Below are 22654 nucleotides of genomic sequence, written 5' to 3' on the forward strand. Positions count from 1 at the left end.
GTGACAGCAACGGAGAACGTGGCCGCCGGAGCACCCGTGGCCACGTTCACCGACGCCATGAGCCGGCTGGTCTCCGGCCTCGCCGTCGTCACGACCCGGCAGGCGGGCGGACGGCCGTGCGGGTTGCTGGTGTCCTCGATCTGTTCGTACAGCGTGGATCCGCCGTCGGTGCTCGTGGTGGTTGATCACGCGTCGCGGTGCCGTGAGGCGTTGACGCACTGCGCGGAGTTCGGTGTGCACGTGCTCGGCAGCGCGCAGGAACGCACCGCGCGGACGTTCGCGAGCCGGGGCGCCGACAAGTTCGCCGAGATCGCCTGGGAGTGGGACGGGTCGGTGCCCCGCATCTGTGCGGCGCCGATCTACCTGCGGTGCACCGCTTCCGCCGTGATGGACCACGGTGATCACACGATCCTGATCGGTGAGGTGACGCGCGCCGAGGTGCGTGAGGCCGAACCGCTCGTGTTCTACCGCCGCCTCTTCGACTGGCGGCTGGACATGAGCTAAGGGGAAACGGTGTGCGCCAGTTGTAGTCCGGTGAGCACCCGTTCGTGCCGGTGCTCCCGGTCGAACGGGTCCTCGCCGTTGAGGATCACCTGGTGCATGGCGCGCAGCCGCGGCCCTGGTTCGATCCCGGCCTGACTGGTGAGCAGCCGGTACGCCCGCGCGTACGCCGTCAACGCGTCCGCCCGGCGTTCGGCCTGGCACAGCGCCAGCATCAGCTGTTCGTGGAATCGCTCCCACAACGGGTAGGTCCGGCAGAGCTCTTCGAGGTCGAACACGGCCAGGTGCCCGTCCCCGTGGCACAGCAGGACGTCGAACCTGTTGCGCAGCAGTTCGAGGTACTCCTTCTCCAGCCGCGCGATGTCGTGCTCGAAGATGCCGGTCTCGCGCAGGTCCGCGAGCGGGGCGCCGCGCCACAACGCCAGTGCGGCGGCGAACTTCTCCCGCGCGTGCCGGCAGTTGTTGGTGGCCATGGCGAGTTGACCCTGCCTGGCCAGTTCGCGGAACCTGGTCAGGTCGAGCTGATCCGGGTCCAGGCTGAGGACGTAGCCCGAGGGACGGGTGCTGAGCACGGGGTGCGAGGTGCGCGAGTTCCAGCCAGGCGCGAGAACGCGCCGCACCGACGTGACGTACCCGTGCAGCGCGGCGACCGCGGACCGGGGCGCTCCTCGCGTCCACAGCTGGTCCACGATGCGACTCGTGGGCACGAACTCGTTGGCGTGCAAGGCGAGCAACGCCAGCAGTGCGCGCTGCTTCAACGCCGTCGGTGTGCAGCGGCGGGTGCCCCGCGTCACCTCGAACGTGCCGAGCACCCGGAACCGCGGCGGTTCGTCTCCCGTTGCCACGCGAATCGCCGCCTCCCGGTATGTCCGACTCCGAGAGTGTTCATCAGGCAACGGTCAGTTAGATAGTGGTCACCTCCAAACTGCCGGTCCGCCCTATGGCACAGCCGACCAGGTGACGGGGAGGCCGTCCGTCGGGCCGGGGATCCCGTTCCTGGCAAAGGAGATCCACGAGGAGCGCAGGGTGCGGCCGAACCGATCCACGTCCTCCCAGGAGGTGTCTCCGAGCATGGGCGAACCCGACCAGGCCCGTGCGGACCCCAGCAGGAGCGGCAACTCGACGCAGTGCGTGGCCCCGTAGGCGGAACCGGCCGGGCGCCAGGTGTTGTAGTACGTGAACACCCGTGCGCCGCGTTCCTCCATGCGCCGCGCGAAGTCGTGGTTCGCGAACATGCCGCCGGTGCGTTCGCCCCCGAACGCCGTCATCTCGTCGGCGTTCCACCCGTGAACGATCTCGACACCGGTCAAGTCCTTTGGCTCCCAGGGCGTGACTACCGGACGGAACGGCATGGACACACCCTGGTAGCACCACGCGATGTGCGCCTGGGCCGCGAGCACGTCGGCGGGGGAGCGGGAGTAGACGAGTCCGCGCAGCAGTTCGCTGAACGCGGTACCGGTCTCGGCGGCCTCGTTGCGGGCCAACGGGTCGACGCCGTGCGGCAGGCTCTGCAGGACCGCGCGCCGGAACAACCGCTCGGGGTGGTCGAGCAGCATGAGCAACGACATGGCGCCCGCCGACTGCCCGAACACCGTCACCTGGCCGGGATCGCCGCCGAACCTCTCGATGTTGTCGCGCACCCAGCGCAGCGCCTCGACCTGGTCGAGCAGGCCGAGGTTGCCGTCGCTCACGTCGTCCGCGACGAGGAAACCCAACGCGCCCAAACGATAGTTGACGCTCACCACCACGACATCGCCCTCTTCGGACAACGCCGACCCGTCGTACCAGTCGAGCAGGCCCGCCCCGCTGCTGAACCCACCGCCGTGCAGCCACACCAGGACCGGGCGCCTGCCGTTGTCGAGCGCGGGTGTCGATATCGACAGGTTCAGGCAGTCCTCGCCCTGCGGTCGCGGGTCGAGCGGCGGCCCCATGACGGCTTCGAGCCGGGAACGCGGTTGCGGGCAGATCTGTCCGGACGACTTCTCCGTGCGGGCACGCACGGGCGTGGCGAATCGGGCAGCGGTGGCGTAGCGCAGGGGACCGGTTCGGACTGTCACCACTCCACCGTCGCGTCTCGCGTCATGCACGGCAAATGCGGATTCTGGCAGCCGGTATAGCCGTGCGGGCATGGCGAGGGCGCTGATCGGTATTTGTGCGGCCATGCGACCGGGGTCACGCTTTCGGCCAACACACCCCGTCAACCCGACCTGGGCAGGCCACCATGAGTGAACGAGCCGCCACGTCGCAACGGAAGGTCGCGCTCGCGACACTCACCGGCGCGACGCTGGAGTGGTACGACTTCTTCTTGTACGGCACGGCTTCCGCGCTGATCTTCAACAAGCAGTTCTTCCCGTCGCTGTCCCCGGCGGCGGGCACGCTGGCCGCGTTCAGCACGTTCGCCGTCGGGTTCATCGCCCGCCCGCTCGGCGGCCTCGTCTTCGGCCACTACGGCGACCGCATCGGCCGCAAGATGACACTCGTGGTGTCGTTGGTGCTGATGGGAATCGGCTCGACGCTGATCGGCGTGCTCCCCGGTTTCGCCACCATCGGCGTGTGGGCCCCGATCCTGCTCGTCGCGCTGCGCGTCGTGCAGGGCATCGGCCTCGGCGGCGAGAACGCCGGCGCGAACCTGATGGCGCTGGAACACGCGCCGTCGGACCAGCGCAACAGGTACGCGGGCTTCCCGCAGATGGGCACGCCGGCCGGTCTGGTGCTGGCCAACACCGTCTTCCTGATCACCAGCACGGTGATGCCCGCCGCGGCCTTCTCCTCGTGGGGCTGGCGGATCCCGTTCCTGCTCAGCGCCGCACTCGTCGTGGTCGGCCTGGTCATCCGCATGCGCGTGACCGAGACCCCGTCGTTCGCGAAGGCCGTGGAACGCCGCGAGATCGTGCGCTTCCCGCTGAAGGAGGCGCTGTCCGTCGGCGCGGGCAAGCTCGTGCTGACCCTGGTGCTCAGCATCGCGAACTCCGCCGTGGCCTATCTGTTCCTGGTGTTCAGCCTCTCCTACGGCACCGCGCAACTAGGGCTGAACCGGCAGTTCCTGCTGATCACCGTGACGATCGCCGCAGCCCTCTGGTTCTTCACCATTCCGGTGTGGACGTCCATTGCGGACCGTCGCGGGCGGCGCGGCATGTTCGTGTGGGGCTCGGTGGCGCTGCTGGTGTGGGCGGCCGCGTTCTTCCCTTTGCTCAACACGAAGAGCACGGCCGTCATCGTGCTCGCGCTGGTCGGCATGGGCCTGATCATCCCGATCACCCACTGCGTGCAGGGAGCGATCGTCGCGGACACGTTCCCGGCGAACGTCCGCTACTCGGGGTCGTCGTTGTTGCTCCAGCTCGCGGCGTTGCTCGGCGGCGGTCTGGCCCCGCTGGTGTCGACCGCGATCCTGAACGAGACCGGTGCCACCACCGGTGTGAGCGCCTACATCACGGCGGTGTGCGCGCTGAGCCTGCTGGCCGCGGTGCTGGCGTTCCGCACGTCGCCGGCCGCGCGCCGGGTGGACGCGCCCGTCACCGCCTGAGGCACGCTCGCGTCGCCGTCCAAGACGCCGCTCCCGCACCCCCTCGACGGGTGCGGGAGCGGAGCCACTAGCGCAGGGCGGCCTCGATCGCCGCGGTGATCGAGGCGTCCTCGGGCTCGGTGCGCGGACGGAAGCGGGCGAGCACCTGGCCGTCCCGCGAGACCAGGAACTTCTCGAAGTTCCACTGCACGTCACCGGCGGTGCCGTCGGCGTCCGCGTGCTTCGTCAGCTCCTGGTAGACCGGGTGCTGGTCAGGCCCGTTGACCTCGATCTTCTCGAACAGCGGGAACGACACCCCGTAGGTCGTGGAGCAGAACGTGGCGATCTCCTCCGACGTGCCCGGCTCCTGGCCCATGAACTGGTTGCACGGGAAGCCGACCACGGAGAAGCCCTCGGCCCCGTACTTCGCCTGCAGCCGCTCCAGACCCGCGTACTGCGGGGTGAGGCCGCAGCGCGAGGCGACGTTGACGACGAGCGCGACCTTGCCCTTGAGCGCGCCGAGGTCGCCGGGCTCGCCCGCGAGGGTGTGGACCGGGATGTCGTAGATCTCCATGGCTTGAACCTAGTTCATGGGGTTGAGCCGTTACACAACCAGCACACAACGTGCACGTTGCGGGTGAGGTCCGGCGACATCGCTCCGTCAGGCTCGGTGTCGTGGCTGGAAAATGGATCGTGATGGCCGTCGCGCTGCTGGTGGCGGGGTGTTCGGCGAGTGGCAGTCCGGTGTCGGGTGGCGGCACGGGCCCCGTGGAGGACGGCAGCATTCCCGAGGGACAGAGCATCTCGCTCGACGACGACGGGCACGCCGCCATCAGGAACCTCGACCCCGCGCTGCTCGCGGCGGTGCGCAAGGCGGCGGCGGACGCGAAGAGCCGCGTGGAGTTCCGGGTGACGTCGGGCTGGCGCAGCAAGGAGTACCAGCAGCGGTTGCTGGACCAGGCGATCGACCTCTACCGCAGCGAGGAGGAGGCGCTGCGGTGGGTGCATCCGCCGGACAAGTCCGCGCACGTCACCGGCAAGGCCATCGACATCGGGCCGACCAACGCCGACGACTGGCTCATCCAGCACGGCTCCGACTACGGGCTGTGCCAGGCCTACGCCAACGAGATGTGGCACTTCGAGCTGCTCACGACGCCGGGTGAGCCGTGCCCGCAGCCGAAGAGCAACGCCTGATCGGTCAGCTGCGGTGGATCACGGCCAGCGCGTGCTCGCGGGCCGGCGCGCTCAACGTCGTGTTGAGCTGCTCGAACAACGCCTCCGCCGTCACGCCGTTCCACCCCGGCGGCAGCAGCGACAACGGCAGGCCCGGGTCGCTGTACGGCAGGCGGCGCCACGCGGTCAGCATCGGCACGTAGATCTGGAACGCCTGCTCCGGCGTGGTGGTGGCCGCGTCGACGAACGGGCGGTGGCGGCGCAGGAAATCCGCGTACAGGTCCGCGAGCTCGTCGAGGTCCCACCACGCGCGGACCTTGGAACGCAGGTCGCCGAACGCGAAGTGCTGGCCGCTGAAGATGTCCACGTACTCGGCCAGGCCGCGGCGTTCCAGCGTGCGGCGGGTTTCGGTGGCGAGGTTGCCGGGCGCGACCCACACGCCGGGTGCGGTGGTGCCGAAGCCGAGTTGGGTGAGGCTGGTGCGCAGGGCGTGCCGTTTGTCGCGTTCGGATTCCGGCACCGAGAACACCACGACCAGCCAGCCGTCGTCGGCGGTGGCGCGGCGGCGTTCGAAGATGCGGGTGTCGCCCTCGGCCAGCGTTTCGAGGGTGGGTTCGGCCAGGACGTAGCCGGCGGCGCCGTCGCGGCGTTCGGCCACGACGACACCCCTGCGCTTCAACCGCGAGATCGACGAACGGACCGCCTGGCCCTCGACGCCCAGGTCGGCCATGAGCTGCACGACCGACGCCACCGAGAGCCAGTTGTGCTCCGTGCGCGCGTAGAGGCCGAAGATCGTGATGATGAGCGGGCCCAGCCGGTCGCGTCCGGCGGGAGCCGCGGCTTCGACGGTCATGTCCGCGACGTTCAGCGCCCTGCTCCTCACTTGATCAGCCGGCCTAGAGCTTAACGCCAGGGCTCGCGAGGTCGGTCAGCGTCACGGTGTTGCGCAGCTCGCCGAGTCCGCTGACCCGCGTCACGACCACGTCGCCGTCCTTCAGGAACACCTGCGGCTCGCGGGCGTTGCCGATGCCGCTGGGGGTGCCGGTCAGGATCACGTCGCCCGCGCGCAACGTCATGCCCTCGCTGAGTTCGGCGATGATCTGGGCGAACGTGAACGCCATCTGCGCGCTCGACGCGTCCTGCATCACCTCGCCGTTCAGTTCGCACCGCACCCGCAACGAAGCGAGGTCCGCGATCTCGTCGGGAGTGGTCAGCCACGGGCCGAGCGGCATGGTGGCGTCGAGGCTCTTGCCCTTGAGCCACTGGCCGCCGTGCGCGCGTTGCAGGTCGCGCTGCGAGACGTCGTTCGCGACGAGGAAGCCGAAGACGTGGTCGAGCGCCTTCTCCTCGGGGATCGAGCGGCCGTCCAGGCCGATCACCATGGCGATCTCCGCCTCGTAGTCCCACTTCTGGGACACGGACGGGTCGAACGCGATGGGGTCGGACGGACCGATCACGGTGTCCGGGCCCTTGGTGAAGAACGTCGGTCGCAACGGGCGGGAGACCGGGTCCTGGCCCTCGCGCTTGCCCGCCGACTCCTCGAAGTGGTCCCAGTAGTTCCAGCCGGTGCACAGGACGTCCCGGTTGAAGCGCTGCAACGGCGACAGCAACCCCTCCAGCGGCACGACCTCGCCGGACAGCGAGACCGGTGCGCCGCGCACCACGTCGTCCACCGAGACCGACAGCAACGAGACGAGACGGTCCGCCTCGTTGACGACACCCGCACGGCGCACACCGCCGACGGACACAGACGCGAGCTTCACCCCAGCACCCTCCGATATCGCGTGAACATTTCGGTGATCATGGAAACGACATCGATTCAGTTGGGCCTGACGAGGCGTTCCTCCGGGATCACCGCGACGCCGAGGATCTCGATCAGCGCCTCCGGCTGCCACAGCGCGGTGCAGCCGATGCCCGCCATGGCCGGGTAGACGGGTCCGGCGAGCTCGCGCCACGCCTTGCCGATCTCCTTGCCGTGCGCCTGGTAGTCCGGGATGTCGGTGAGGTAGATCGTGATGCTGACCAGGTCTTCCGGCTCGCCACCGGCCGCGCGCAGGGTCGTCAGCACGTTGCCGAACGCCTGGCGGAACTGCTCGACGATGCCACCCGGAACGATCTTCATCTCCGCGTCCAGCGCGGTCTGGCCACCCAGGTACAGCGTGGTGCCGGACAACGTGCCGTGGGAGTAGCCGCTCGGGGCCGGAAGGCTGGCCGGGTTCACTGCCAAAGGCTTCATGAGTATTGACACTATCTGACGGTCGTGAAGAATACGAGATATGGAGCCCGACTTCAGCAAGTACCAGCTCGAAGGCGACAACTCGGCGTACCGGCTGCCCAACGGCCTGGTCGTGCCGGTCGTCACGCGCGGCGGCGCGGAGAACCCGGACACGGCGAACTCCGGTGGCGCGATCCGGATCTCGGGCGTGAGCGCTCAGCACACGCCCGCGACCAGGCTGTGGTTCGGCAAGGTCACGAACGAGCCCGGCTACCGGTCCGTCACCCACCACCACGGCGAGGCCGAGACCGGCGGGTACGTGCTGTCGGGGCGGGCGCGGATCTACTTCGGCGAGAAGTTCGAGGACTACCTCGACATGGAGGAGGGGGACTGGGTGTTCGTGCCGCCGTTCATGCCGCACATCGAGTGCAACCTCGACCGCAACAACCCGCTGACGTGGATGACCACGCGGACGCCGGAGAACATCGTCGTCAACCTCGACGACGTGCCGGACGAGGACCTGCGCGACTGGCTGACCCGATGACGACCTCCGCGATCTTCACCGAGGCCGTCGCGCTGGAGAAGGCCGAGGCCGAGCACTTCGACCTCGCCTTCACGGCCGTCACCCAGCCCTGCCCGTGGCCCAAGGCGTACGGCGGTGACCTCGTCGCTGCTGCTGCGGCCGCCGCCATGCGGTCGGTGACCGACGGCAAGACACTGCACTCGATGCACAGCTACTTCCTGCGCCCCGCCGACATCGGCGCCGCAGTGCGCTACGAGGTCGAACTGCTGCGCGACGGCCGCGGCTACAGCACCCGGCAGGTCCGCGGCTACCAGAACGGCAAGCCCCTCTACGTCTGCCTGGCGAACTTCGCGGCGGGCGAACCGGGCGGGACCTACGAGGCCGAGTTCACCGACGACCTGCCCGCGCCCGAGGAGTTGCCGTCGTCGGCGGACTACCTGGCCGGGCGCACCGGCGGCACGATGACCGACGAGTCGAAGGCGTACTGGACCGGGGGCCGCAGCTTCGACATGCGGCACGTGCCCGGCCCGGTCTACCTCGCCGTCGAGGGCGCGAAGGTGCCGCACCAGGCCGTGTGGATCAAGCCGTTCGACCCGCTGCGGCCCGTCGACGGACTGACCGACGCCCAGCGGGACATCGCCGCACTCGCCTACGTCTGCGACTACACGATCCTCGAACCGGTGCTGCGGGTGCTCGACCTGCCCTGGGCGCGGCCCGGCCTGGTCACCGCGAGCCTCGACCACGCCATGTGGTTCCACCGCCCCGGCCGTGTCGACGACTGGCTGCTCTACGTGCAGGAGGCCGTCGCGGCCGATTCGGGGCGAGGACTCGGCCACGGCCGCTTCTTCACCCGCGATCACCAGCACCTCGCCACCGTTGCCCAGGAGGGCATGCTCCGCGCTTCCTGACCCGCCGCCCGCGGAAGGACTCTCACCGATGGACACCTTCACCCGCGATCACCTCCCTCCGTCGGCGTTATGGCCGACGATCGAGTTCACGACGCCGGAGCTGACCTACCCCGAACGCCTCAACGCCGCCGTCGAACTCATCGACGTCCCGGTGGCGGCGTTCGGCCCCGACCGTTCCGCGCTGCGCACCCCGGCGGGGGAGGTCTGGACGTACGGAGAACTGCGGACCCGCGCCAACCAGATCGCGGAGGTGCTGACCGAGGACCTCGGACTCGTGGCAGGACAACGGGTTCTGCTGCGCTCGCCGAACAACCCGTGGACGGCGGCCGCGTGGCTCGGCGTCCTCAAGGCGGGCGGTGTCGTGGTCACGACCATGGCCGCGCTCCGGACCCGTGAGCTCGCGCCGGTCGTCGAACGCACCCGGCCGTCGATCGCGCTCGTGGACCCCAGGTTCGCCGAGGACCTCCAGGCGTTCCCCGAGTTGAAGGTCATGACGTACGACGACCTCGCGGAACGCACGCGGACCAAGCCGGGGCAGTTCGTCGCGGTGGACACGGCGGCGGACGACGTGGCGTTGCTCGCGCCCACGTCCGGCAGCACCGGCGCGCCCAAGATCACCGTGCACTTCCACCGCGACATCCTGTCCATCGACAACACCTTCGGCCGGCACGTCCTGAAGCTCACCGAGAACGACCTCGTCGCGTGCACCGCGCCGTTCGCGTTCACGTTCGGCCTGGGCATGCTCGTGGTGTTCCCGCTCAGAGCCGGTGCCTGCGCGCTGCTGACCGAGGCTGCCACCCCGGCCCAGGTGGCGGAGTTCGTTGAGCAGCAAGGAGTCACGGTCCTCGCGACGGCTCCCACGGCGTACAAGGCGATCCTGCGCGACGGCCTCGAGAACAAACTCGCCGGGCTGCGCAGCGCCGTCTCCGCGGGCGAGCACATCCCGCGGGAGACCTGGCAGCGGCTCCACGACTCGTTGGGGCTGAAGGTGATCGACGGCATCGGCGCCACGGAGTTGTTGCACATCTTCATCTCCGCCGCCGGTGACGACATCCGGCCCGGCTCCACCGGCAAACCGATCCCGGGCTACCGCGCCACCGTGCTCGGCGTCGACGGCGAGGAACTGGGGCCGGGGGAGGTCGGCCGGCTCGGCGTGATCGGCCCGGTCGGCTGCCGCTACCTCGACGATCCGCGGCAGAAGGACTACGTGGTGAGCGGCTGGAACGTCACCGGCGACGTCTTCCACCGCGACGAGGACGGCTACTACCACTACCACGCCCGCGGCGACCACATGATCGTCTCCTCCGGCTACAACATCGGCGGCCCCGAGGTCGAGGAGGCCATCGACACGCACCCGGACGTGCTGGAGTCGGCGGTCATCGCCAAGCCCGACGAGGAACGCGGCTCGGTCGTGTGCGCGTTCGTCGTGCTGCGCGAGGGAATCACGGCCGACGACGCCAAGGCACGCGAGATCCAGGACCACGTGAAGCGGACCATCGCGCCGTACAAGTACCCGCGCGAGGTGCGGTTCCGGACCTCGTTGCCCCGCAACGCGAGCGGCAAGCTCCAGCGCTTCGCCCTGCGCAAGATCGTGGAAGAAGAGGTCCGCGCATGAAGATCGCCGTAGTCGGTGGTGGCCCCGGTGGCCTCTACCTCGCCGCGTTGATGAAGCAGCTCGACCCCACCCACGTCGTCACGGTGTGGGAACGCGAGGCGCCGGACGTCACGTTCGGCTTCGGCGTGGTGTTCTCGGACGAGACGCTGGGCGGGATCGAGAACGCCGACCCGGAGTTCGCCGACGCCATGGCCCGCCGGTTCGCGCGGTGGACGGACATCGACATCCACTACCGGGGCGAGACGCACACCGTGGGCGGGCAGGGGTTCGCGGCGATGAGCCGCAAGGAACTCCTGCGCCTGCTCCAGCAACGCTGTCTCGACCTCGGCGTGGACGTGCGGTTCTCGACGCCCGCGCCCGCCGTCGATGTGCTCCGCGCGTCGCACGACCTCGTCGTCGGCGCGGACGGCGTCAACTCCCAGGTGCGGCAGGCGTTCCAGGACGTCTTCCGCTCCACAGTGGACCGCAGACACAACAAGTACATGTGGCTCGGCACGGACCTGGTGTTCGAGGCGTTCCAGTTCTACATCAAGGACACGCCGTGGGGGACCGTGCAGGTCCACGGCTATCCCTATTCCGACACGGGATCCACGTTCATCGTCGAGATGCACGACGACGTGTGGCGGCGCGCAGGGTTCGACACCGGCGAGGAGTTCCCGCCCGGCGTCTCCGACGAGCGCGCCGTCGACCGGATCCGCGAGCTGTTCGCCGCCGAACTCGACGGCCACGAGGTGTACGCGAACAACTCGAAGTGGCTGAACTTCACGACCGTCCGCAACGCCCGCTGGCACGACGGCAACCTCGTGCTGGTCGGCGACGCCGCGCACACCGCGCACTTCTCGATCGGCTCCGGCACCAAGCTCGCGATGGAGGACTCGCTCGCCCTCGCCGCGTGCCTGCACGAACACGCCGACGTCGAAACCGCCCTGACGGCCTATGAAACCGAACGACGGCCCGTCGTCGAGTCCACCCAACGCGCCGCCCAGGCGTCGCTGGAGTGGTTCGAGAACATCGGCATGTACACCGGGCAGGACCCGACGAGGTTCTGCTTCAACCTGCTCACGCGCTCGCGGCGGATCACCTACGACAACCTCCGCACCCGCGACGCCGAGTTCGCCGACCGGGTCGACGCCGAGTTCGCCGCCTCCCAGGGGCTCGCGGACGTGGCCCCGGCGATGTTCCAGCCGTTCCGGCTCGGGCAGCTCGAACTCAAGAACCGGGTGATCGTGTCCGCGATGGACATGTACTCGGCGGACGACGGCGTGCCCGGCGACTTCCACCTCGTGCACCTGGGCTCGAAGGCGATGGGCGGCGCGGGCCTGGTCATGACCGAGATGGTGTGCGTCTCGCCGGAGGGCCGGATCACGCCGGGCTGCACCGGCCTGTGGAACGACGAGCAGCGCGACTCGTGGGCGCGGATCGTGCGGTTCGCGCACGACCGCGGCACCGCCCGGATCGGCCTGCAGCTCGGTCACTCCGGCCGCAAGGGTTCCACCCGGCTGATGTGGGAGGGCATGGACGACCCGCTGCCCGAGGGCAACTGGGAGGTCTGCGGCCCGTCCCCGCTGCCGTACGGCCCGGCGTCCCCGGTGCCGGCCGAGGTCACCCGCGCCGACCTGGACCGGATCACGGCCGAGTTCGTCGCGGCCGCCCAGCGTGGTGCGGAGGCGGGCTTCGACCTGCTCGAACTGCACTGCGCGCACGGGTACCTGCTGTCGTCGTTCCTCTCGCCGGTCGCGAACCAGCGCACCGACGAGTACGGCGGCTCGCTGGAGAACCGGCTGCGCTACCCGCTGGAGGTGTTCGACGCGGTCCGCGCGGTGTGGCCCGCCGAGCGGCCGATGATCGTGCGCATCTCGGCGACCGACTGGGTCGACGGCGGCAACACCGAGCACGACGCCGTGGAGATCGCCCGTGCGTTCGTCGCGCACGGCGCTCAGGCGATCGACGTGTCCAGTGGCCAGGTCACCGCGGCGGAACGGCCCGCGTACGGGCGCAGCTACCAGACCCCGTTCGCCGACCGGATCAGGCACGAGGTGACCGGCGCGGCCGTGATCGCGGTCGGGGCGATCGCCTCGTACGACGACGTCAACTCGATCCTGCTGGCGGGCCGCGCGGACCTGTGCGCGATCGGCCGCACGCACCTCTACGACCCGCACTGGACGTTGCACGCGGCGGCCGAACAGGGCTACCGGGCCGAGTGGCCCGTCCAGTACCAGGCGGGCAGCCGCAAACCTCCGTCGGCGCGCACGGACGCCATCAGGCCGAGGCTTTCGTTGCTGCGGGCGGACCCGCCGGACCGCGCCGTCCATCTCAGGTGGACTCCGCACCGCGAGCATTCGGTTCTCGCATAGGCACTTCAGCGGCGTTCAGGTGAAACTTCATTCGGATATGAATTGGAATCTGTTGTGACGTCGCATGTCCGGCTTGGCCGCGTTGGTCTGATGGGGCAGACATCCGGCGCACGCGGGTGAGTGGGTGTTTGCGCACGAGCGGGGTCCCTAGCGTCTGCGGTCTGTTCCCGAACCGCCGCTGAAGGGATTCCGCTCGTGCGAAGACGTTTGCCGGCAATGCTGCTCGCGGGCGTGCTCGCCGGCAGCACGCTGACCGCCGCAGTGCCCGTGGCCGCCCAGCCACCCGTGTCCACTCTCGCCAAGTCCGTGCAGGGCGTGTCCGATCCCGCCTCGCACGGCGCCACCGCCTCGTGGGTCGTCTCCTACGACAACGCCGCGAACGGTGCCGCCACCATCACCGACCCCATCGGTGCGGGCCAGTCCCTGCTGGCCGGCTCGTTGCAGGTTCCGCCGGGCTGGACCGGCGTCGAAGGCAACCCGATCACCGCCACGCACCCGAACGTGCGCAACGGCGGCAAGTCCCTCGCGAACGTGCTGACGCCTCCGGTGCAGGCCAGCGCAAGTCCCACCGGTGGCGACGGGTTCATCCCGATCCTGCACCGCACCCCGGAGGGCCGCCTGCAGGCCTGGAACGTCTACCACCACCTGGGGCTCGCCAGCCCGAAGCTGGTGTGCACCGACGTGTCGACGAGTTCGCTGTGCACCGGCGGGCCGTGGCCGAAGCCGCTCAACACGGCGCCCGGCCCGTTCGGTGCCGGCAACACCGGTGACATCTCGAGCCCGCTCACCCCGCAGTACGTGCGCGACTCCGGGAATCCCGCCCACGTGTACTACTCGGCCGTGACCGCGTCCTCGATCGGCGTCGGCTGCCTCGACCTCGCCGCACCCGGCAACTGCGGCTACTGGCCGCTGATGAACCGCAGTGGACAGACGTTCGAGATGGCCGGACTCGTCCAGATCGGCGGAAACATCTACGGCGTCGCGAACTCCGGACAGGTGCTGTGCTGGACGCCCGCGACGCAGACCGCGTGCGGTGGCCAGCCCTACGCGCCGATCGTGCCGTTCACCAACCACGGCGGCTACTACCTCGGCGCGCTCGCCGTCGCCGGAGGCAAGCTGTTCGCGTCGTCGTCGCTCGCAGTCAACGTCGGAACGCCGATGATGGGCTGCTTCGACCCCGGCACCGCGGACAAGTGCGCGGGCTGGCCGGCCCCGAAACAGCTCGCATCCGCCGGCAACTACTCCTACAACGCGTTCACCGCCTACAGCACGACGGGCCAGGAGACGGGCGCGTGTGCGAGCACGGCCGGTGGCACGAACGTGACCACCTGCTTCGCGATCGACGGGTCGCCGTTGCCCAACGGCGTGACCGGGATCGAGAGCCACACGTGGGTGTTCACGCCCGAGGTCGTCCGGACCGGTGACCGCGTGCGCAGCTACTTCGGCATCTGGAGCGGCCCGTACATCGGCGCGACCCTGTGCCACGACTGGAGCACCGGAACGGCCTGTGCCGGTGTGCCGTCGCGCATCACCCACCCGAACGTCAACGGTGGGGACACTCGTGATTACGGCTACGCCTACGACGCACCCACCGGCTGCCTGATCGGGCTGGGTGACCGCGGCGTGCTGTTCTCGATGGATCCTGACACGGGAGCGTCGCCATGCGTGCGCAGTGGCGCTTCCGTGTCGCTCAACCCCTCGCAGTTCTACTGCGACGGTCAGCAGCACGCGACGAGTTACACGAAGGCGCGGCTCGTCGGGGTGACGCCGGCGAACGTGAACTTCGGTGCCTCGAGCGTGCGGGCGACGGACGGCGGCGGCAATCCTGTTGCCGTGCCAGGGTTCGCGCCGGACGGCACGGTCGATCTGAGTGGCGTCACGGTGTCCCCGTTGACGGTCACCGCGTCGCTGGTGCTGAACAACGCGTCGGACTTCGGCAACGGCAACCAGCCGTCGCTGTCCGTCGAGTTCTCCGGGGACGCGCCGCAGGTGTGCTTCCGCACCACGATCGCCGCGGACTGCGCGGTCACGTCCGTCGCGAACACGGCGGGCGGCACCGACGGCACCGGCTCGTTCTCGTCCAACACGGTGACGCGCCAGGTCGCACCGGGTGCGGCGTGCCTGCCGAACGTGGTGGTGAACAAGGAGATCTGCGGTTCGTACACGCCGTCGCACTGCAAGGCGGGCGGGTCCGGGCCGTGGCTCAAGCAGGCACCGGTCGGTGTGCTGGGCCTGCTGAACGCCACCGCGTACTGGCGGGTGACCGTGACGAACAACGGGCCGATCCCGATCGTCGACACCTACGTCGTCGACGACGTGGAACCGAACTGCCAGACCGGGCCGTTCACGTTGCAGCCCGGTGAGTCCAAAGTGGTCCACTGCTCGACCTACGCGTTGCTCGCGTTGTTCCCCATGACGAACAAGGCGAAGGCGAAGTACACGCCGGTCAACGCGACGCGGTTGTACACCGAGTGGTCGTCCGCGAAGGCCTGCTCACTGCTCTGCGTGCTGGGCTGAGCAGGGGTGGTGGGCCGTCCGAGCAGCCGGCCCACCACCGCGTTCGTCAGCGGGCGTCCGGCCCGGTGAGGATCTTGAGGTCGTTGACGGTGTAGGACAGCGAGCCGCGGAACCCGACGCCGGTGCGCTGGATGCGCAGGTCGGCGAGTTCCTCTCCCGGCACGTGCTGGAACGACAGGGATCCCGCGCCCACCCAGGTGTTGGCCATGGTCAGGTTCGCGAGGATCGACTGCGTCAGCTCGTGCACGGCCGGGTCGTCGTGCCGGCCCGCCTGCAGGCGCGGGAACTGGCGCAGGTTCACGATCGGGCGGGTCAGCGCCGGGATCGCGGGCGCCGTGCGTTCCAGGGTCACCTCGGCTTCGGCCAGGCGCCTGCCCGCGGTCGAGGCCGTGGCGGCGAACCTGCCGCCGGGGCCGACGACCGGCGCGGCCCGGCCCGGCACCTGGAACGCGCGGGTCTGGTGGATGGCGCCGAGCTTCTTCGGGAAGCCCTGGAACCAGCCGCGGGCCATCGAGGCGTCGTTGTCCACCCAGATGAACGGGCACCACGCGACGTTGGTGCCGTTGAACTGGGCGTCCTGGAAGATCAGGAACTCCGAGTACTGGCTGCGCACGGGGTCCAGGTAGTCGTTGTTGTCGGTGGAGAACTGCCAGTCGATGAAGATCGCCCAGCCGTGGCCGGGGGACACGGGGTCGGGGGTCAGGCCCGTGGGCAGGGAGGCCGCCGCGGCCTCCGGGGTGGTCCAGAACTCGACGCCCACCGCGTCGCCGACGTAGTGCCACGGCGGCGCCTGGACGATGCTCGCCGTGCCCTTCGCGCTCAGCGGCAGGCTGTAGCCCTTGAGGCGTTCGCTCGCGGACGCCGGGGGAGTGGAGGCGGCGGCCGGCGTGGCCATCGCCCCCGCGACGACACCGGCGAGACCGGCGCCGATCAGGCTGCGGCGCCCGATGTCGCTCTTGTCAGACATGGTTCTCCTCAACGAGAGGTGGAAAAGCACTCCACCCACTCGCACGGATCCGACGGCCCCGGCATCTCACCCGTGAGACGCACATCACTGATGTACCAACGGAAACTCTTCCCGGTCCGAGTTGCGGTCCCTTGTGGACAGCCACGCCACCAGCGCGACCGCCGCGGCCACGAGCCCGGCGACCCCGGTGAACGCGAGGATCACCAGCACGACGCCGAACGCCACGGCGGCGGCGATGCGCACCCCGCCGTTCAGCACCCGCCAAGCCGAGGCCGTGCACCCCAGGTACACCAGCAGGAACATCGTGCTCGGCACGGCGACCAGCGAGTCGAGGTCCAGCACCCCCAGGCCGAACAGGCTGATCAGCACCCCGCTGGACGCGAGGATCGCGACGTTCAGCCAGCGCGGCGGGGTGTCGAGCTCCACCGGGTCGCGCGTGAGCGACCGGGCCAGGGTCGCGGCGCCGGACACGTAGGCGTTGACCGTGCCGATGGTGAGCACGACGGCGGACACGGCCGCCAGCAGCAGGCCTGCCGGGCCGACGGCGAGCACGAGCAGCTTCGCGACGGGCGTGGAGCCGCCGCCGTCCGGGCCGAGCGCTCCGATGGTGACGGTCGCGAGCGCCAGGTACAGCACGCTGGTGACGACGAGCGTGATCGCGACGATGCGCGGTAACTGACGGCGCGGATCGGCCAGCCGGGCGGTGAGCGGTGCGGCCGCCTCCCAGCCCACGAACGCGAGCATCAACGGCGCGGCGGCCGTCCCGATCGCCGTCCAGCCGTGCGGGGCGAACGGCGTCCAGTTGTCCGCGTCCGAGGACAACGCCCCGCCGGCGACGCTGAGCGTCACCACGCCCAGCAGCAACAGCACGAGCCCGGACTGCACGGCCGAGGACGTGCGCAGCCCGCGCGAGGTGATCACCAGCACCGCCGCGGTGATCCCGGCGGCGACCAGGCACGCGGTCACCCGCCCCGACCCGGTGAGCTCGGCGACGTAGCTCGCGCCGATCATGCTGACGATCGGCGTGCCGGTGATGATCCCGGCGAGGAACGTCCACGAGGTCGTGACCGCAGCGCGGGCGCCGAGACCGGCGGTGACGTACCCGCGCACGCCGGTCGCGGACGGCAGGCGGATGCCGAGGGCGGCGAACACCCAGCCGAGCAAGCCGGAGAGCACGAGCAGGCCGGACCAGGTGAGCACGGACGCCGGACCGGCGATGGACGCGGTCAGGCCGGGCACGATCAGCAACCCGGGACCCAGCAGGGCCCCGACGTACATCGCCGACGCGCGCGACACGGTGAGAGGCGAGGACATGCCGTGAATTCTTGAGCGCCGGGCGAGACAGCCGCTGCGAAAGTGAGGCGCCCTGGAGATCAACAGTGAAATCCTGTTGCGCGGATAACGCGATCGTTCGAACAATGTACACATGGACAGGTTCGACGTCGTCGACCGGGCCATCCTGCGCCGCCTGCAGATCGACGGCCGGGTGCCCAACAACGAACTCGCCGAGGCCGTGCGCCTCTCACCGTCCGCGTGCCTGCGCCGCGTCCGCGCGCTGGAGGCCGCCGGGATCATCGCGGGGTACCGCGCCGAACTCGACCGCGAGAAGGCGGGCCTCGACCTCACGGTCTTCCTGGAGATCAAGGTGAACAACCACTCCACCGAGACCGCGCGGGAGGTCGAGGAGGGCCTGCTCGCGATCCCGGCCGTGGTGGCGTGCCACCTCGTGACGGGCTCGGCCGACTTCTTCGCCGAGGGTGTGCTGCCGGACCTGCCGTCCTACGAACGGTTGCTGCTGACGCACGTCGTCGCCATCCCGGCGGTGAGCGACGTGCGCAGCTCGTTCGCCATCAGGACGATGCGCTCGCGGGGGCCGTTGCCGGTCGACCACCTGCGGTAGCGCTCAGGCCGGCACCGCGTTGTGGGCGAGCAGGCTCTCCGCGGTCTCGGCGATGCTGTCCTCGATCGGCCGCGGCCGCCACCCGAGCACCCGCTCGGCCTTGGCGCTGGTCGCGTTGAAGTCGTGGCCGAGCTGCGGGCGCAACGACTTCATCGCCGGGTTGACCATCGCGAGGCCGCGCGCGACCGCCAGCGGGATCTCCTTCGTCGGGGCCTTCGCGGCACGCTCGCCGAGGCGGGCGCGCAGGATCCGCGAGACCTCCACGATCCGCAGGCTCGGCCCGGCGGTGGCGAGGAAGCGCTCACCGTTCGCGGCCGGGTCGGTCATGGCACGCAGGTGCAGGTCGGCGACGTCGCGCACGTCGACCCAGCCCGTGCCGAACGGCGGGCACGCGGGCAGGCTGCCGTCGAGCATGCCGCGGATGGTGCGCAGCGAGGGCGGGTCGTCCGGGCCGAGCACCGGGCCGATGACGGCGGCGGGGTGCACGGCGGCGAGTTCCAGGCCGTCACCCTCGGCCTTGATGAATTCCCACGCGGCGCGTTCGGCCAACGTCTTCGACCGCTGGTACGGGGCGATGTCGGCGTCGACGTTCGTCCAGTCCTCCTCGGTGAACGGCTCGGAGCGGCGCGGGTGCCCGTAGGCGACGGCACCTAGCGCGCTCGTGAGCACGACACGCTTCACCCCGGCGTCGCGAGAGGCCTGCAACACCCGCAGCACGCCGTCGCGGGCGGCCGAGATCATCGCCTCCTCGCTCTCCGGCGCGGTGCGCAGCGTGGGGGAGGCGACGTGCAGCACGAAGTCACAGCCCTCGACCGCCTCGGCCCAGCCCTCGTCGCTGCTCAGGTCGGCGCGGAAGACGGTCAGCCGCGCGTCCTCGAACTCCGTCGCGCCGTGCAGCAACGCGCGCAGTTCCGGCTCCCGTTTCAGGTCGCGGACCGTCGTGCGGACGTCGTGTCCCGCCTCCAGCAACGCGAGCGCGCACCAGCTGCCGATGAATCCGGTACCGCCGGTGACCAGCACGTTCGACATGGCGTCTCTCCTTCGGGCAAACTCGCGGAGGATTCTCCGGGAGTGCTTCCGAAACTAGCGGAGGATTGTCCGCATGTCAAAGGCGAGGCATCATCTGAAGGTATGAACCAGGAAACACCCGGCACGTACGGCACGCAGCGCAAGGCCGCCGCGCGCAACCGGGTCGCGATCATCGACGCGGCGCACGAGCTGTTCGCGGAGAACCCGCTCGTGACGCTCAGCGAGGTCGCCAAGCGCGCGGGAGTCGGCCCGGGAACGCTCTACCGGCACTTCCCGACCCGCGAGGACCTGATCCTCGCGGCCTACCAGCACGACATCGAGCGCATGACCACCGACGCCGACGCCGTGCTGGAACGCCACACCTCGGCCAAGGCCGCGTTCGTCGAGTGGTTCGAGACGCTCTCGTCCTACATCCGCCTCAAGCACGGCCTCGGCGACGCGCTGCACGGCGACGCGGCCCAGGAGATGGTCCGCGCGGCCTGGGGCCCGGCCACCGAAGCCGTGTCCAGGCTGGTCGACGCGTGCGTCGCCGAGGGCACGATGGCGCCGGGCCACGACCCGGCGGACATCATCATGCTGATGAGCTTCCTGTGGCGCGTCCCGAACGACGAGGCGGGCGTGGCCCAGGGGCGGCGCCTGATCGCGGCCGTGTTCGCGGGCCTCGAGAACCCGCCGAAGCCGTTCTAGCGCCCGAACTCCGCGAGCGGGTCGGTGTGCTGCGGCGTCCAGCCGAGTTCGGTTCGTGCGCGGGCGGGCGTGAACTGCTGGTCCAGCGCGAACGCGTCGGCGATCGGGCCCATCTGCGCGCGGGCCTCGTCCAGCGACAGCGCGGTGGTCCGGCCTTCGAGTCCGGCGCCGTGGCTGATCGCGGTGGCCACTTCGCGGGCCGCCGGGTCCACGCCGCCGACGCCGAGGTACACCGAACCCGGCTTCGCTTCGAGTGCCGCGACGTACAGGTCCGCGAGGTCGTCGACGTGCACGAGCGACCAGTGGTTCGTGCCGTCGCCGATGTACGGGATCGCGCCGGACGCCTTGCCGGGCTGGGCGAAGAAGATGTCGATCAGGCGGTTCTCCTTGCCGTACAACAGTCCTGGCCTGATCACGACGCCGCCGGCCGCGAGCACCTCCGCCTCGACCTCCTCGCGCCACGCGACGAGCGCGGGCGGGTTCCGCGGCGCGTCCTCGTCGGCGATGCCGTTGGTGTCGCCGTAAACCCACGTGCCGCCGGTGTGGACGTACGTGCCCTTGCCCTGCATCGCGGTCGCGGCGGCCAGGTCGGCTTCGCCGCTGTCGGCCTGCGCGAGGTGGATCACGGCGTCGGCACGTTGTGCGGCGGCGGTCAGCACGTCGAGGTCGGCCAGGCCGCCACGCACCGGCGTCGCGCCGAGCTCGGTCACGGTCGCGGCTGACACGTCGGTGCGGGCGAGCGCCTCGACGACGTGCCCGTGCCGGCGGAGGGCGGCGACGGTAGCCCCGCCGATGTAGCCGGAGGCCCCGGTGACGAACACCTTCATGGTGGTTCCCTTTCCTGAAGTGGTGTTTTCAGCCTCTGCCGAGATCGCCTCGCCGTCCAAGACCTCTTGCGTCGCGCCCGATACCCCCGGGGTATCGCTCCACATCGGACTGTCGGAGGCATCGGCTAGGGTCGGCGGGCATGGACGGACCGCTGTTCCCGGCCGACTGGTGGCGGGTGTTGCTCGACCTCGCCATCGCCACGGCCGTCGCGACGCTCGCGTGGCAGTACCCGCTGTCCGCGCCGGGCACGATCGCGATCGGCTTCGGGATGGCGCTGGCGTTGCTGCTGCGCCGCCGCTTCCCGCTGCTGGTGATGGCCGTCGTGTACGGGCTGGGCCTGGTGCAGGTCGCGACGGTCGGGGAGTTGCAGATCTACGACGTCGCGGTGCTGGTCGCGTTCGCCGCGGTCGTCACGCACGGGGCGTTGCGGCACGTCTACGCGGTGGCCGGGGCGGTGGCCGCCGCGCTGGTGCTGATCTGGTTCGTCGACCCGAACATGGGCGATCCGCTGGTCTTCGGGTTCGTCGTGGCGTTGTGCGCGGTGGTGTGGTCGGTGAGCCTGGTGCTGCGGCAGCGCAAGGAGGCGGCGGAGGCGTACGCGGAGCGGGCGCTGGCGGCTGAGCGGGAACGGGATCACCTGGTCCGGCTCGCCGCCGCCGCGGAACGGGCCACCATCGCCCGCGAGTTGCACGACGTCGTGGCGCACAGTCTCGCCGTGATGGTCGTACAGGCGGACGGGGCCACGTTCGTCGTCGAGAAGGACACGGCACGGGCGCGCACGGCGTTGCGGACCATCGCCGACGTCGGGCGGGACGCGCTGGCGGACATGCATCGGATCGTGGCGGTGCTGCGGGGCGATTCCGAGGACGTGCCACCGCGGCGCCCCGGGCTCGATCAGCTGGACGTGCTGGCCGGACGGGCCAGGTCGGCGGGGGTGGTGATCTCCCTGGACGTGGCCGCCGACGGAATCGACGCGGCCGAGGAGCTGACCGTGGTGCGCCTGGTCCAGGAGGCGCTCACGAACGTGCTGCGGCACGCGGGTTCCGGCACGTCCGTCGAGGTCTTGGTGCGGGCGAGCGACGACGAGATCGAGGTGTCGATCACCGACGACGGCGCGGGCACCCCGTCGTCAAGCGGTGGTGGCGGCAACGGGCTGGTGGGGATGCGTGAACGGGTTCTGCTGCACGGCGGGCGGTTCGAGGCCGGGCCGTCCGGTGCGGGGTGGCGGGTGCACGCGGTGCTGACGAGAAGGGTGCTTCAGGCATGACGATCCGGGTCGTGCTGGTCGACGACCAGGAACTGGTCCGCGCCGGCTTCGCGATGATGGTCGAGGCGCAGGACGACATGGAGGTCGTCGGTCAGGCGGGCGACGGGAAGCAGGCGCTCGCGCTGCTCGCCACCGTCGAGGCGGACGTCGTGGTGATGGACCTGCGGATGCCGGTCATGGACGGCGTCGAGGCCACCCGCGCGTTGCAGGCGCGGGCCGAACTGCCGCGCGTGCTGGCGTTGACGACGTTCGACACCGACGAGGACGCGTTCGCCGCGTTGCAGGCGGGCGCCAGCGCGTTCCTGCTGAAGAACGCGCCACCGGACGACCTGCTCGGCGCCATCCGCGTGGTGGCGTCGGGGGAGTCGGTGGTCGCGCCACGCGTCACCCGCAGGCTGCTCGACCGGTTCGCCGGGCGGCTCGTCACCGACCAGCGCGCCCGGACCCGGTTCGACGCGCTGACCGACCGCGAGCAGGAGGTGCTCGGGCTCGTCGCGGAAGGACTGTCGAACACCGAGATCGCCGCGCGGCTGTTCCTGTCGGAGTCGACGGTGAAGAGCCATTTCGGCCGGGTGCTGATGAAACTCGGCCTGCGCGACCGCGTGCACGCCGTGGTGTTCGCGTACGAGTCGGGCCTCGTCCGTCCACCGAACGACCGACCTGACTAG

Annotated in this window: 22 protein-coding genes; 12 read left to right on the plus strand and 10 right to left on the minus strand. The window is 70.2% G+C overall.

All coding sequences use genetic code 11. The features are described 5' to 3' along the window. Positions 1 to 504, plus strand: coding sequence for a flavin reductase family protein (locus tag JNUCC0626_RS05305; protein ID WP_394618519.1), 504 nt, complete (start codon positions 1 to 3; stop codon positions 502 to 504). Here the strand turns inward: JNUCC0626_RS05305 and JNUCC0626_RS05310 are convergent. Then, on the minus strand, positions 501 to 1346 hold the full coding sequence (locus tag JNUCC0626_RS05310; RefSeq protein ID WP_394618520.1) for an AfsR/SARP family transcriptional regulator: 846 nt from the start codon (positions 1344 to 1346) through the stop codon (positions 501 to 503). The genes JNUCC0626_RS05305 and JNUCC0626_RS05310 overlap by 4 nt on opposite strands. Before the next feature lie 93 nt (positions 1347 to 1439). Beyond that, entirely contained in the window at positions 1440 to 2558 is a 1119-nt protein-coding gene (locus tag JNUCC0626_RS05315) for a carboxylesterase family protein (RefSeq protein ID WP_394618521.1), read from the minus strand. A 164-nt stretch (positions 2559 to 2722) separates the two neighbouring features. Between JNUCC0626_RS05315 and JNUCC0626_RS05320 the strand changes: the two genes are divergently transcribed. Then, entirely contained in the window at positions 2723 to 4024 is a 1302-nt protein-coding gene (locus JNUCC0626_RS05320; protein ID WP_394618522.1) for an MFS transporter, read from the plus strand. 67 nt (positions 4025 to 4091) lie between these two features. On the opposite strand, the gene JNUCC0626_RS05325 is transcribed toward JNUCC0626_RS05320, so the two are convergent. Next, a complete protein-coding gene (locus JNUCC0626_RS05325; protein ID WP_394618523.1) occupies positions 4092 to 4577 on the minus strand; it encodes a glutathione peroxidase in 486 nt (161 codons plus the stop codon). Between the two features lie 101 nt (positions 4578 to 4678). Between JNUCC0626_RS05325 and JNUCC0626_RS05330 the strand changes: the two genes are divergently transcribed. Further along, positions 4679 to 5197 (plus strand): M15 family metallopeptidase, encoded by a 519-nt coding sequence (locus JNUCC0626_RS05330; RefSeq protein ID WP_394618524.1) that lies wholly within the window; start codon positions 4679 to 4681, stop codon positions 5195 to 5197. 4 nt (positions 5198 to 5201) lie between these two features. Here JNUCC0626_RS05330 and JNUCC0626_RS05335 read toward each other — a convergent pair whose 3' ends face one another. From JNUCC0626_RS05335 to JNUCC0626_RS05345, 3 genes are read right to left on the minus strand one after another with little or no spacing between them, the layout of a single operon-like run. Continuing rightward, a complete protein-coding gene (locus JNUCC0626_RS05335; RefSeq protein ID WP_394618525.1) occupies positions 5202 to 6029 on the minus strand; it encodes a PaaX family transcriptional regulator in 828 nt (275 codons plus the stop codon). Between the two features lie 43 nt (positions 6030 to 6072). Next, entirely contained in the window at positions 6073 to 6939 is an 867-nt protein-coding gene (locus JNUCC0626_RS05340) for a fumarylacetoacetate hydrolase family protein (protein WP_394618526.1), read from the minus strand. A 56-nt stretch (positions 6940 to 6995) separates the two neighbouring features. Next, positions 6996 to 7412 carry a RidA family protein gene (locus JNUCC0626_RS05345; RefSeq protein ID WP_394618527.1) on the minus strand — a complete coding sequence of 139 codons (417 nt, stop codon included), beginning with the start codon at positions 7410 to 7412 and terminating at the stop codon, positions 6996 to 6998. 40 nt (positions 7413 to 7452) lie between these two features. Here JNUCC0626_RS05345 and JNUCC0626_RS05350 point away from each other — a divergent pair, with 40 nt between their 5' ends. From JNUCC0626_RS05350 to JNUCC0626_RS05370, 5 genes are all read left to right on the plus strand, one after another. Then, positions 7453 to 7935 carry a cupin domain-containing protein gene (locus tag JNUCC0626_RS05350; protein WP_394618528.1) on the plus strand — a complete coding sequence of 161 codons (483 nt, stop codon included), beginning with the start codon at positions 7453 to 7455 and terminating at the stop codon, positions 7933 to 7935. Then, on the plus strand, positions 7932 to 8822 hold the full coding sequence (locus JNUCC0626_RS05355; RefSeq protein WP_394618529.1) for an acyl-CoA thioesterase: 891 nt from the start codon (positions 7932 to 7934) through the stop codon (positions 8820 to 8822). The genes JNUCC0626_RS05350 and JNUCC0626_RS05355 overlap by 4 nt, the downstream gene beginning before the upstream one ends. Before the next feature lie 28 nt (positions 8823 to 8850). Next, positions 8851 to 10437, plus strand: coding sequence for an AMP-binding protein (locus tag JNUCC0626_RS05360; RefSeq protein WP_394618530.1), 1587 nt, complete (start codon positions 8851 to 8853; stop codon positions 10435 to 10437). Next, positions 10434 to 12791 (plus strand): bifunctional salicylyl-CoA 5-hydroxylase/oxidoreductase, encoded by a 2358-nt coding sequence (locus JNUCC0626_RS05365; RefSeq protein ID WP_394618531.1) that lies wholly within the window; start codon positions 10434 to 10436, stop codon positions 12789 to 12791. The genes JNUCC0626_RS05360 and JNUCC0626_RS05365 overlap by 4 nt, the downstream gene beginning before the upstream one ends. A 195-nt stretch (positions 12792 to 12986) precedes the next feature. Beyond that, on the plus strand, positions 12987 to 15308 hold the full coding sequence (locus JNUCC0626_RS05370) for a DUF7617 domain-containing protein (RefSeq protein WP_394618532.1): 2322 nt from the start codon (positions 12987 to 12989) through the stop codon (positions 15306 to 15308). A gap of 46 nt (positions 15309 to 15354) precedes the next feature. Here the strand turns inward: JNUCC0626_RS05370 and JNUCC0626_RS05375 are convergent, their stop codons facing one another. Then, complete coding sequence (locus tag JNUCC0626_RS05375; RefSeq protein WP_394618533.1) at positions 15355 to 16275, minus strand: acetoacetate decarboxylase family protein; 921 nt, start codon at positions 16273 to 16275, stop codon at positions 15355 to 15357. Between the two features lie 84 nt (positions 16276 to 16359). Then, complete coding sequence (locus JNUCC0626_RS05380) at positions 16360 to 17589, minus strand: APC family permease (RefSeq protein WP_394618534.1); 1230 nt, start codon at positions 17587 to 17589, stop codon at positions 16360 to 16362. Positions 17590 to 17701: 112 nt separating this feature from the next. Here JNUCC0626_RS05380 and JNUCC0626_RS05385 point away from each other — a divergent pair, with 112 nt between their 5' ends. Beyond that, positions 17702 to 18175, plus strand: a complete 474-nt coding sequence (locus JNUCC0626_RS05385; RefSeq protein ID WP_394618535.1) for an Lrp/AsnC family transcriptional regulator — start codon at positions 17702 to 17704, stop codon at positions 18173 to 18175. A 3-nt stretch (positions 18176 to 18178) separates the two neighbouring features. Here JNUCC0626_RS05385 and JNUCC0626_RS05390 read toward each other — a convergent pair whose 3' ends face one another. Next, on the minus strand, positions 18179 to 19204 hold the full coding sequence (locus JNUCC0626_RS05390; protein WP_394618536.1) for an SDR family oxidoreductase: 1026 nt from the start codon (positions 19202 to 19204) through the stop codon (positions 18179 to 18181). A 102-nt stretch (positions 19205 to 19306) separates the two neighbouring features. Between JNUCC0626_RS05390 and JNUCC0626_RS05395 the strand changes: the two genes are divergently transcribed. Next, positions 19307 to 19891: a TetR/AcrR family transcriptional regulator gene (locus tag JNUCC0626_RS05395; protein WP_394618537.1), complete on the plus strand. Its 585-nt coding sequence runs from the start codon at positions 19307 to 19309 to the stop codon at positions 19889 to 19891. Here the strand turns inward: JNUCC0626_RS05395 and JNUCC0626_RS05400 are convergent. Continuing rightward, positions 19888 to 20718 carry an NAD-dependent epimerase/dehydratase family protein gene (locus tag JNUCC0626_RS05400; protein ID WP_394618538.1) on the minus strand — a complete coding sequence of 277 codons (831 nt, stop codon included), beginning with the start codon at positions 20716 to 20718 and terminating at the stop codon, positions 19888 to 19890. The two genes, JNUCC0626_RS05395 and JNUCC0626_RS05400, sit on opposite strands and share 4 nt — an antisense overlap. Before the next feature lie 140 nt (positions 20719 to 20858). On the opposite strand from JNUCC0626_RS05400, the gene JNUCC0626_RS05405 reads away from it, so the two are divergent. Continuing rightward, positions 20859 to 21986, plus strand: coding sequence for a sensor histidine kinase (locus JNUCC0626_RS05405; protein ID WP_394618539.1), 1128 nt, complete (start codon positions 20859 to 20861; stop codon positions 21984 to 21986). Then, positions 21983 to 22654: a response regulator gene (locus JNUCC0626_RS05410; protein ID WP_394618540.1), complete on the plus strand. Its 672-nt coding sequence runs from the start codon at positions 21983 to 21985 to the stop codon at positions 22652 to 22654. The genes JNUCC0626_RS05405 and JNUCC0626_RS05410 overlap by 4 nt, the downstream gene beginning before the upstream one ends.

The sequence above is a fragment of the Lentzea sp. JNUCC 0626 genome, from assembly GCF_043632865.1.
In the GTDB taxonomy this organism is placed as follows: Bacteria; Actinomycetota; Actinomycetes; order Mycobacteriales; family Pseudonocardiaceae; genus Lentzea.

Bases quoted from the DNA above. Each gene is read 5' to 3' on its own strand.
- JNUCC0626_RS05410 (WP_394618540.1), top strand. From the start codon at position 21,983: ATGACGATCCGGGTCGTGCTGGTCGACGACCAGGAACTGGTCCGCGCC.
- JNUCC0626_RS05365 (WP_394618531.1), top strand. From the start codon at position 10,434: ATGAAGATCGCCGTAGTCGGTGGTGGCCCCGGTGGCCTCTACCTCGCC.
- JNUCC0626_RS05385 (WP_394618535.1), top strand. From the start codon at position 17,702: ATGGACAGGTTCGACGTCGTCGACCGGGCCATCCTGCGCCGCCTGCAG.
- JNUCC0626_RS05335 (WP_394618525.1), bottom strand. From the start codon at position 6,029: ATGACCGTCGAAGCCGCGGCTCCCGCCGGACGCGACCGGCTGGGCCCG.
- JNUCC0626_RS05395 (WP_394618537.1), top strand. From the start codon at position 19,307: ATGAACCAGGAAACACCCGGCACGTACGGCACGCAGCGCAAGGCCGCC.
- JNUCC0626_RS05325 (WP_394618523.1), bottom strand. From the start codon at position 4,577: ATGGAGATCTACGACATCCCGGTCCACACCCTCGCGGGCGAGCCCGGC.
- JNUCC0626_RS05400 (WP_394618538.1), bottom strand. From the start codon at position 20,718: ATGAAGGTGTTCGTCACCGGGGCCTCCGGCTACATCGGCGGGGCTACC.
- JNUCC0626_RS05360 (WP_394618530.1), top strand. From the start codon at position 8,851: ATGGACACCTTCACCCGCGATCACCTCCCTCCGTCGGCGTTATGGCCG.
- JNUCC0626_RS05320 (WP_394618522.1), top strand. From the start codon at position 2,723: ATGAGTGAACGAGCCGCCACGTCGCAACGGAAGGTCGCGCTCGCGACA.
- JNUCC0626_RS05345 (WP_394618527.1), bottom strand. From the start codon at position 7,412: ATGAAGCCTTTGGCAGTGAACCCGGCCAGCCTTCCGGCCCCGAGCGGC.
- JNUCC0626_RS05380 (WP_394618534.1), bottom strand. From the start codon at position 17,589: ATGTCCTCGCCTCTCACCGTGTCGCGCGCGTCGGCGATGTACGTCGGG.
- JNUCC0626_RS05390 (WP_394618536.1), bottom strand. From the start codon at position 19,204: ATGTCGAACGTGCTGGTCACCGGCGGTACCGGATTCATCGGCAGCTGG.
- JNUCC0626_RS05405 (WP_394618539.1), top strand. From the start codon at position 20,859: ATGGACGGACCGCTGTTCCCGGCCGACTGGTGGCGGGTGTTGCTCGAC.
- JNUCC0626_RS05355 (WP_394618529.1), top strand. From the start codon at position 7,932: ATGACGACCTCCGCGATCTTCACCGAGGCCGTCGCGCTGGAGAAGGCC.
- JNUCC0626_RS05375 (WP_394618533.1), bottom strand. From the start codon at position 16,275: ATGTCTGACAAGAGCGACATCGGGCGCCGCAGCCTGATCGGCGCCGGT.
- JNUCC0626_RS05350 (WP_394618528.1), top strand. From the start codon at position 7,453: ATGGAGCCCGACTTCAGCAAGTACCAGCTCGAAGGCGACAACTCGGCG.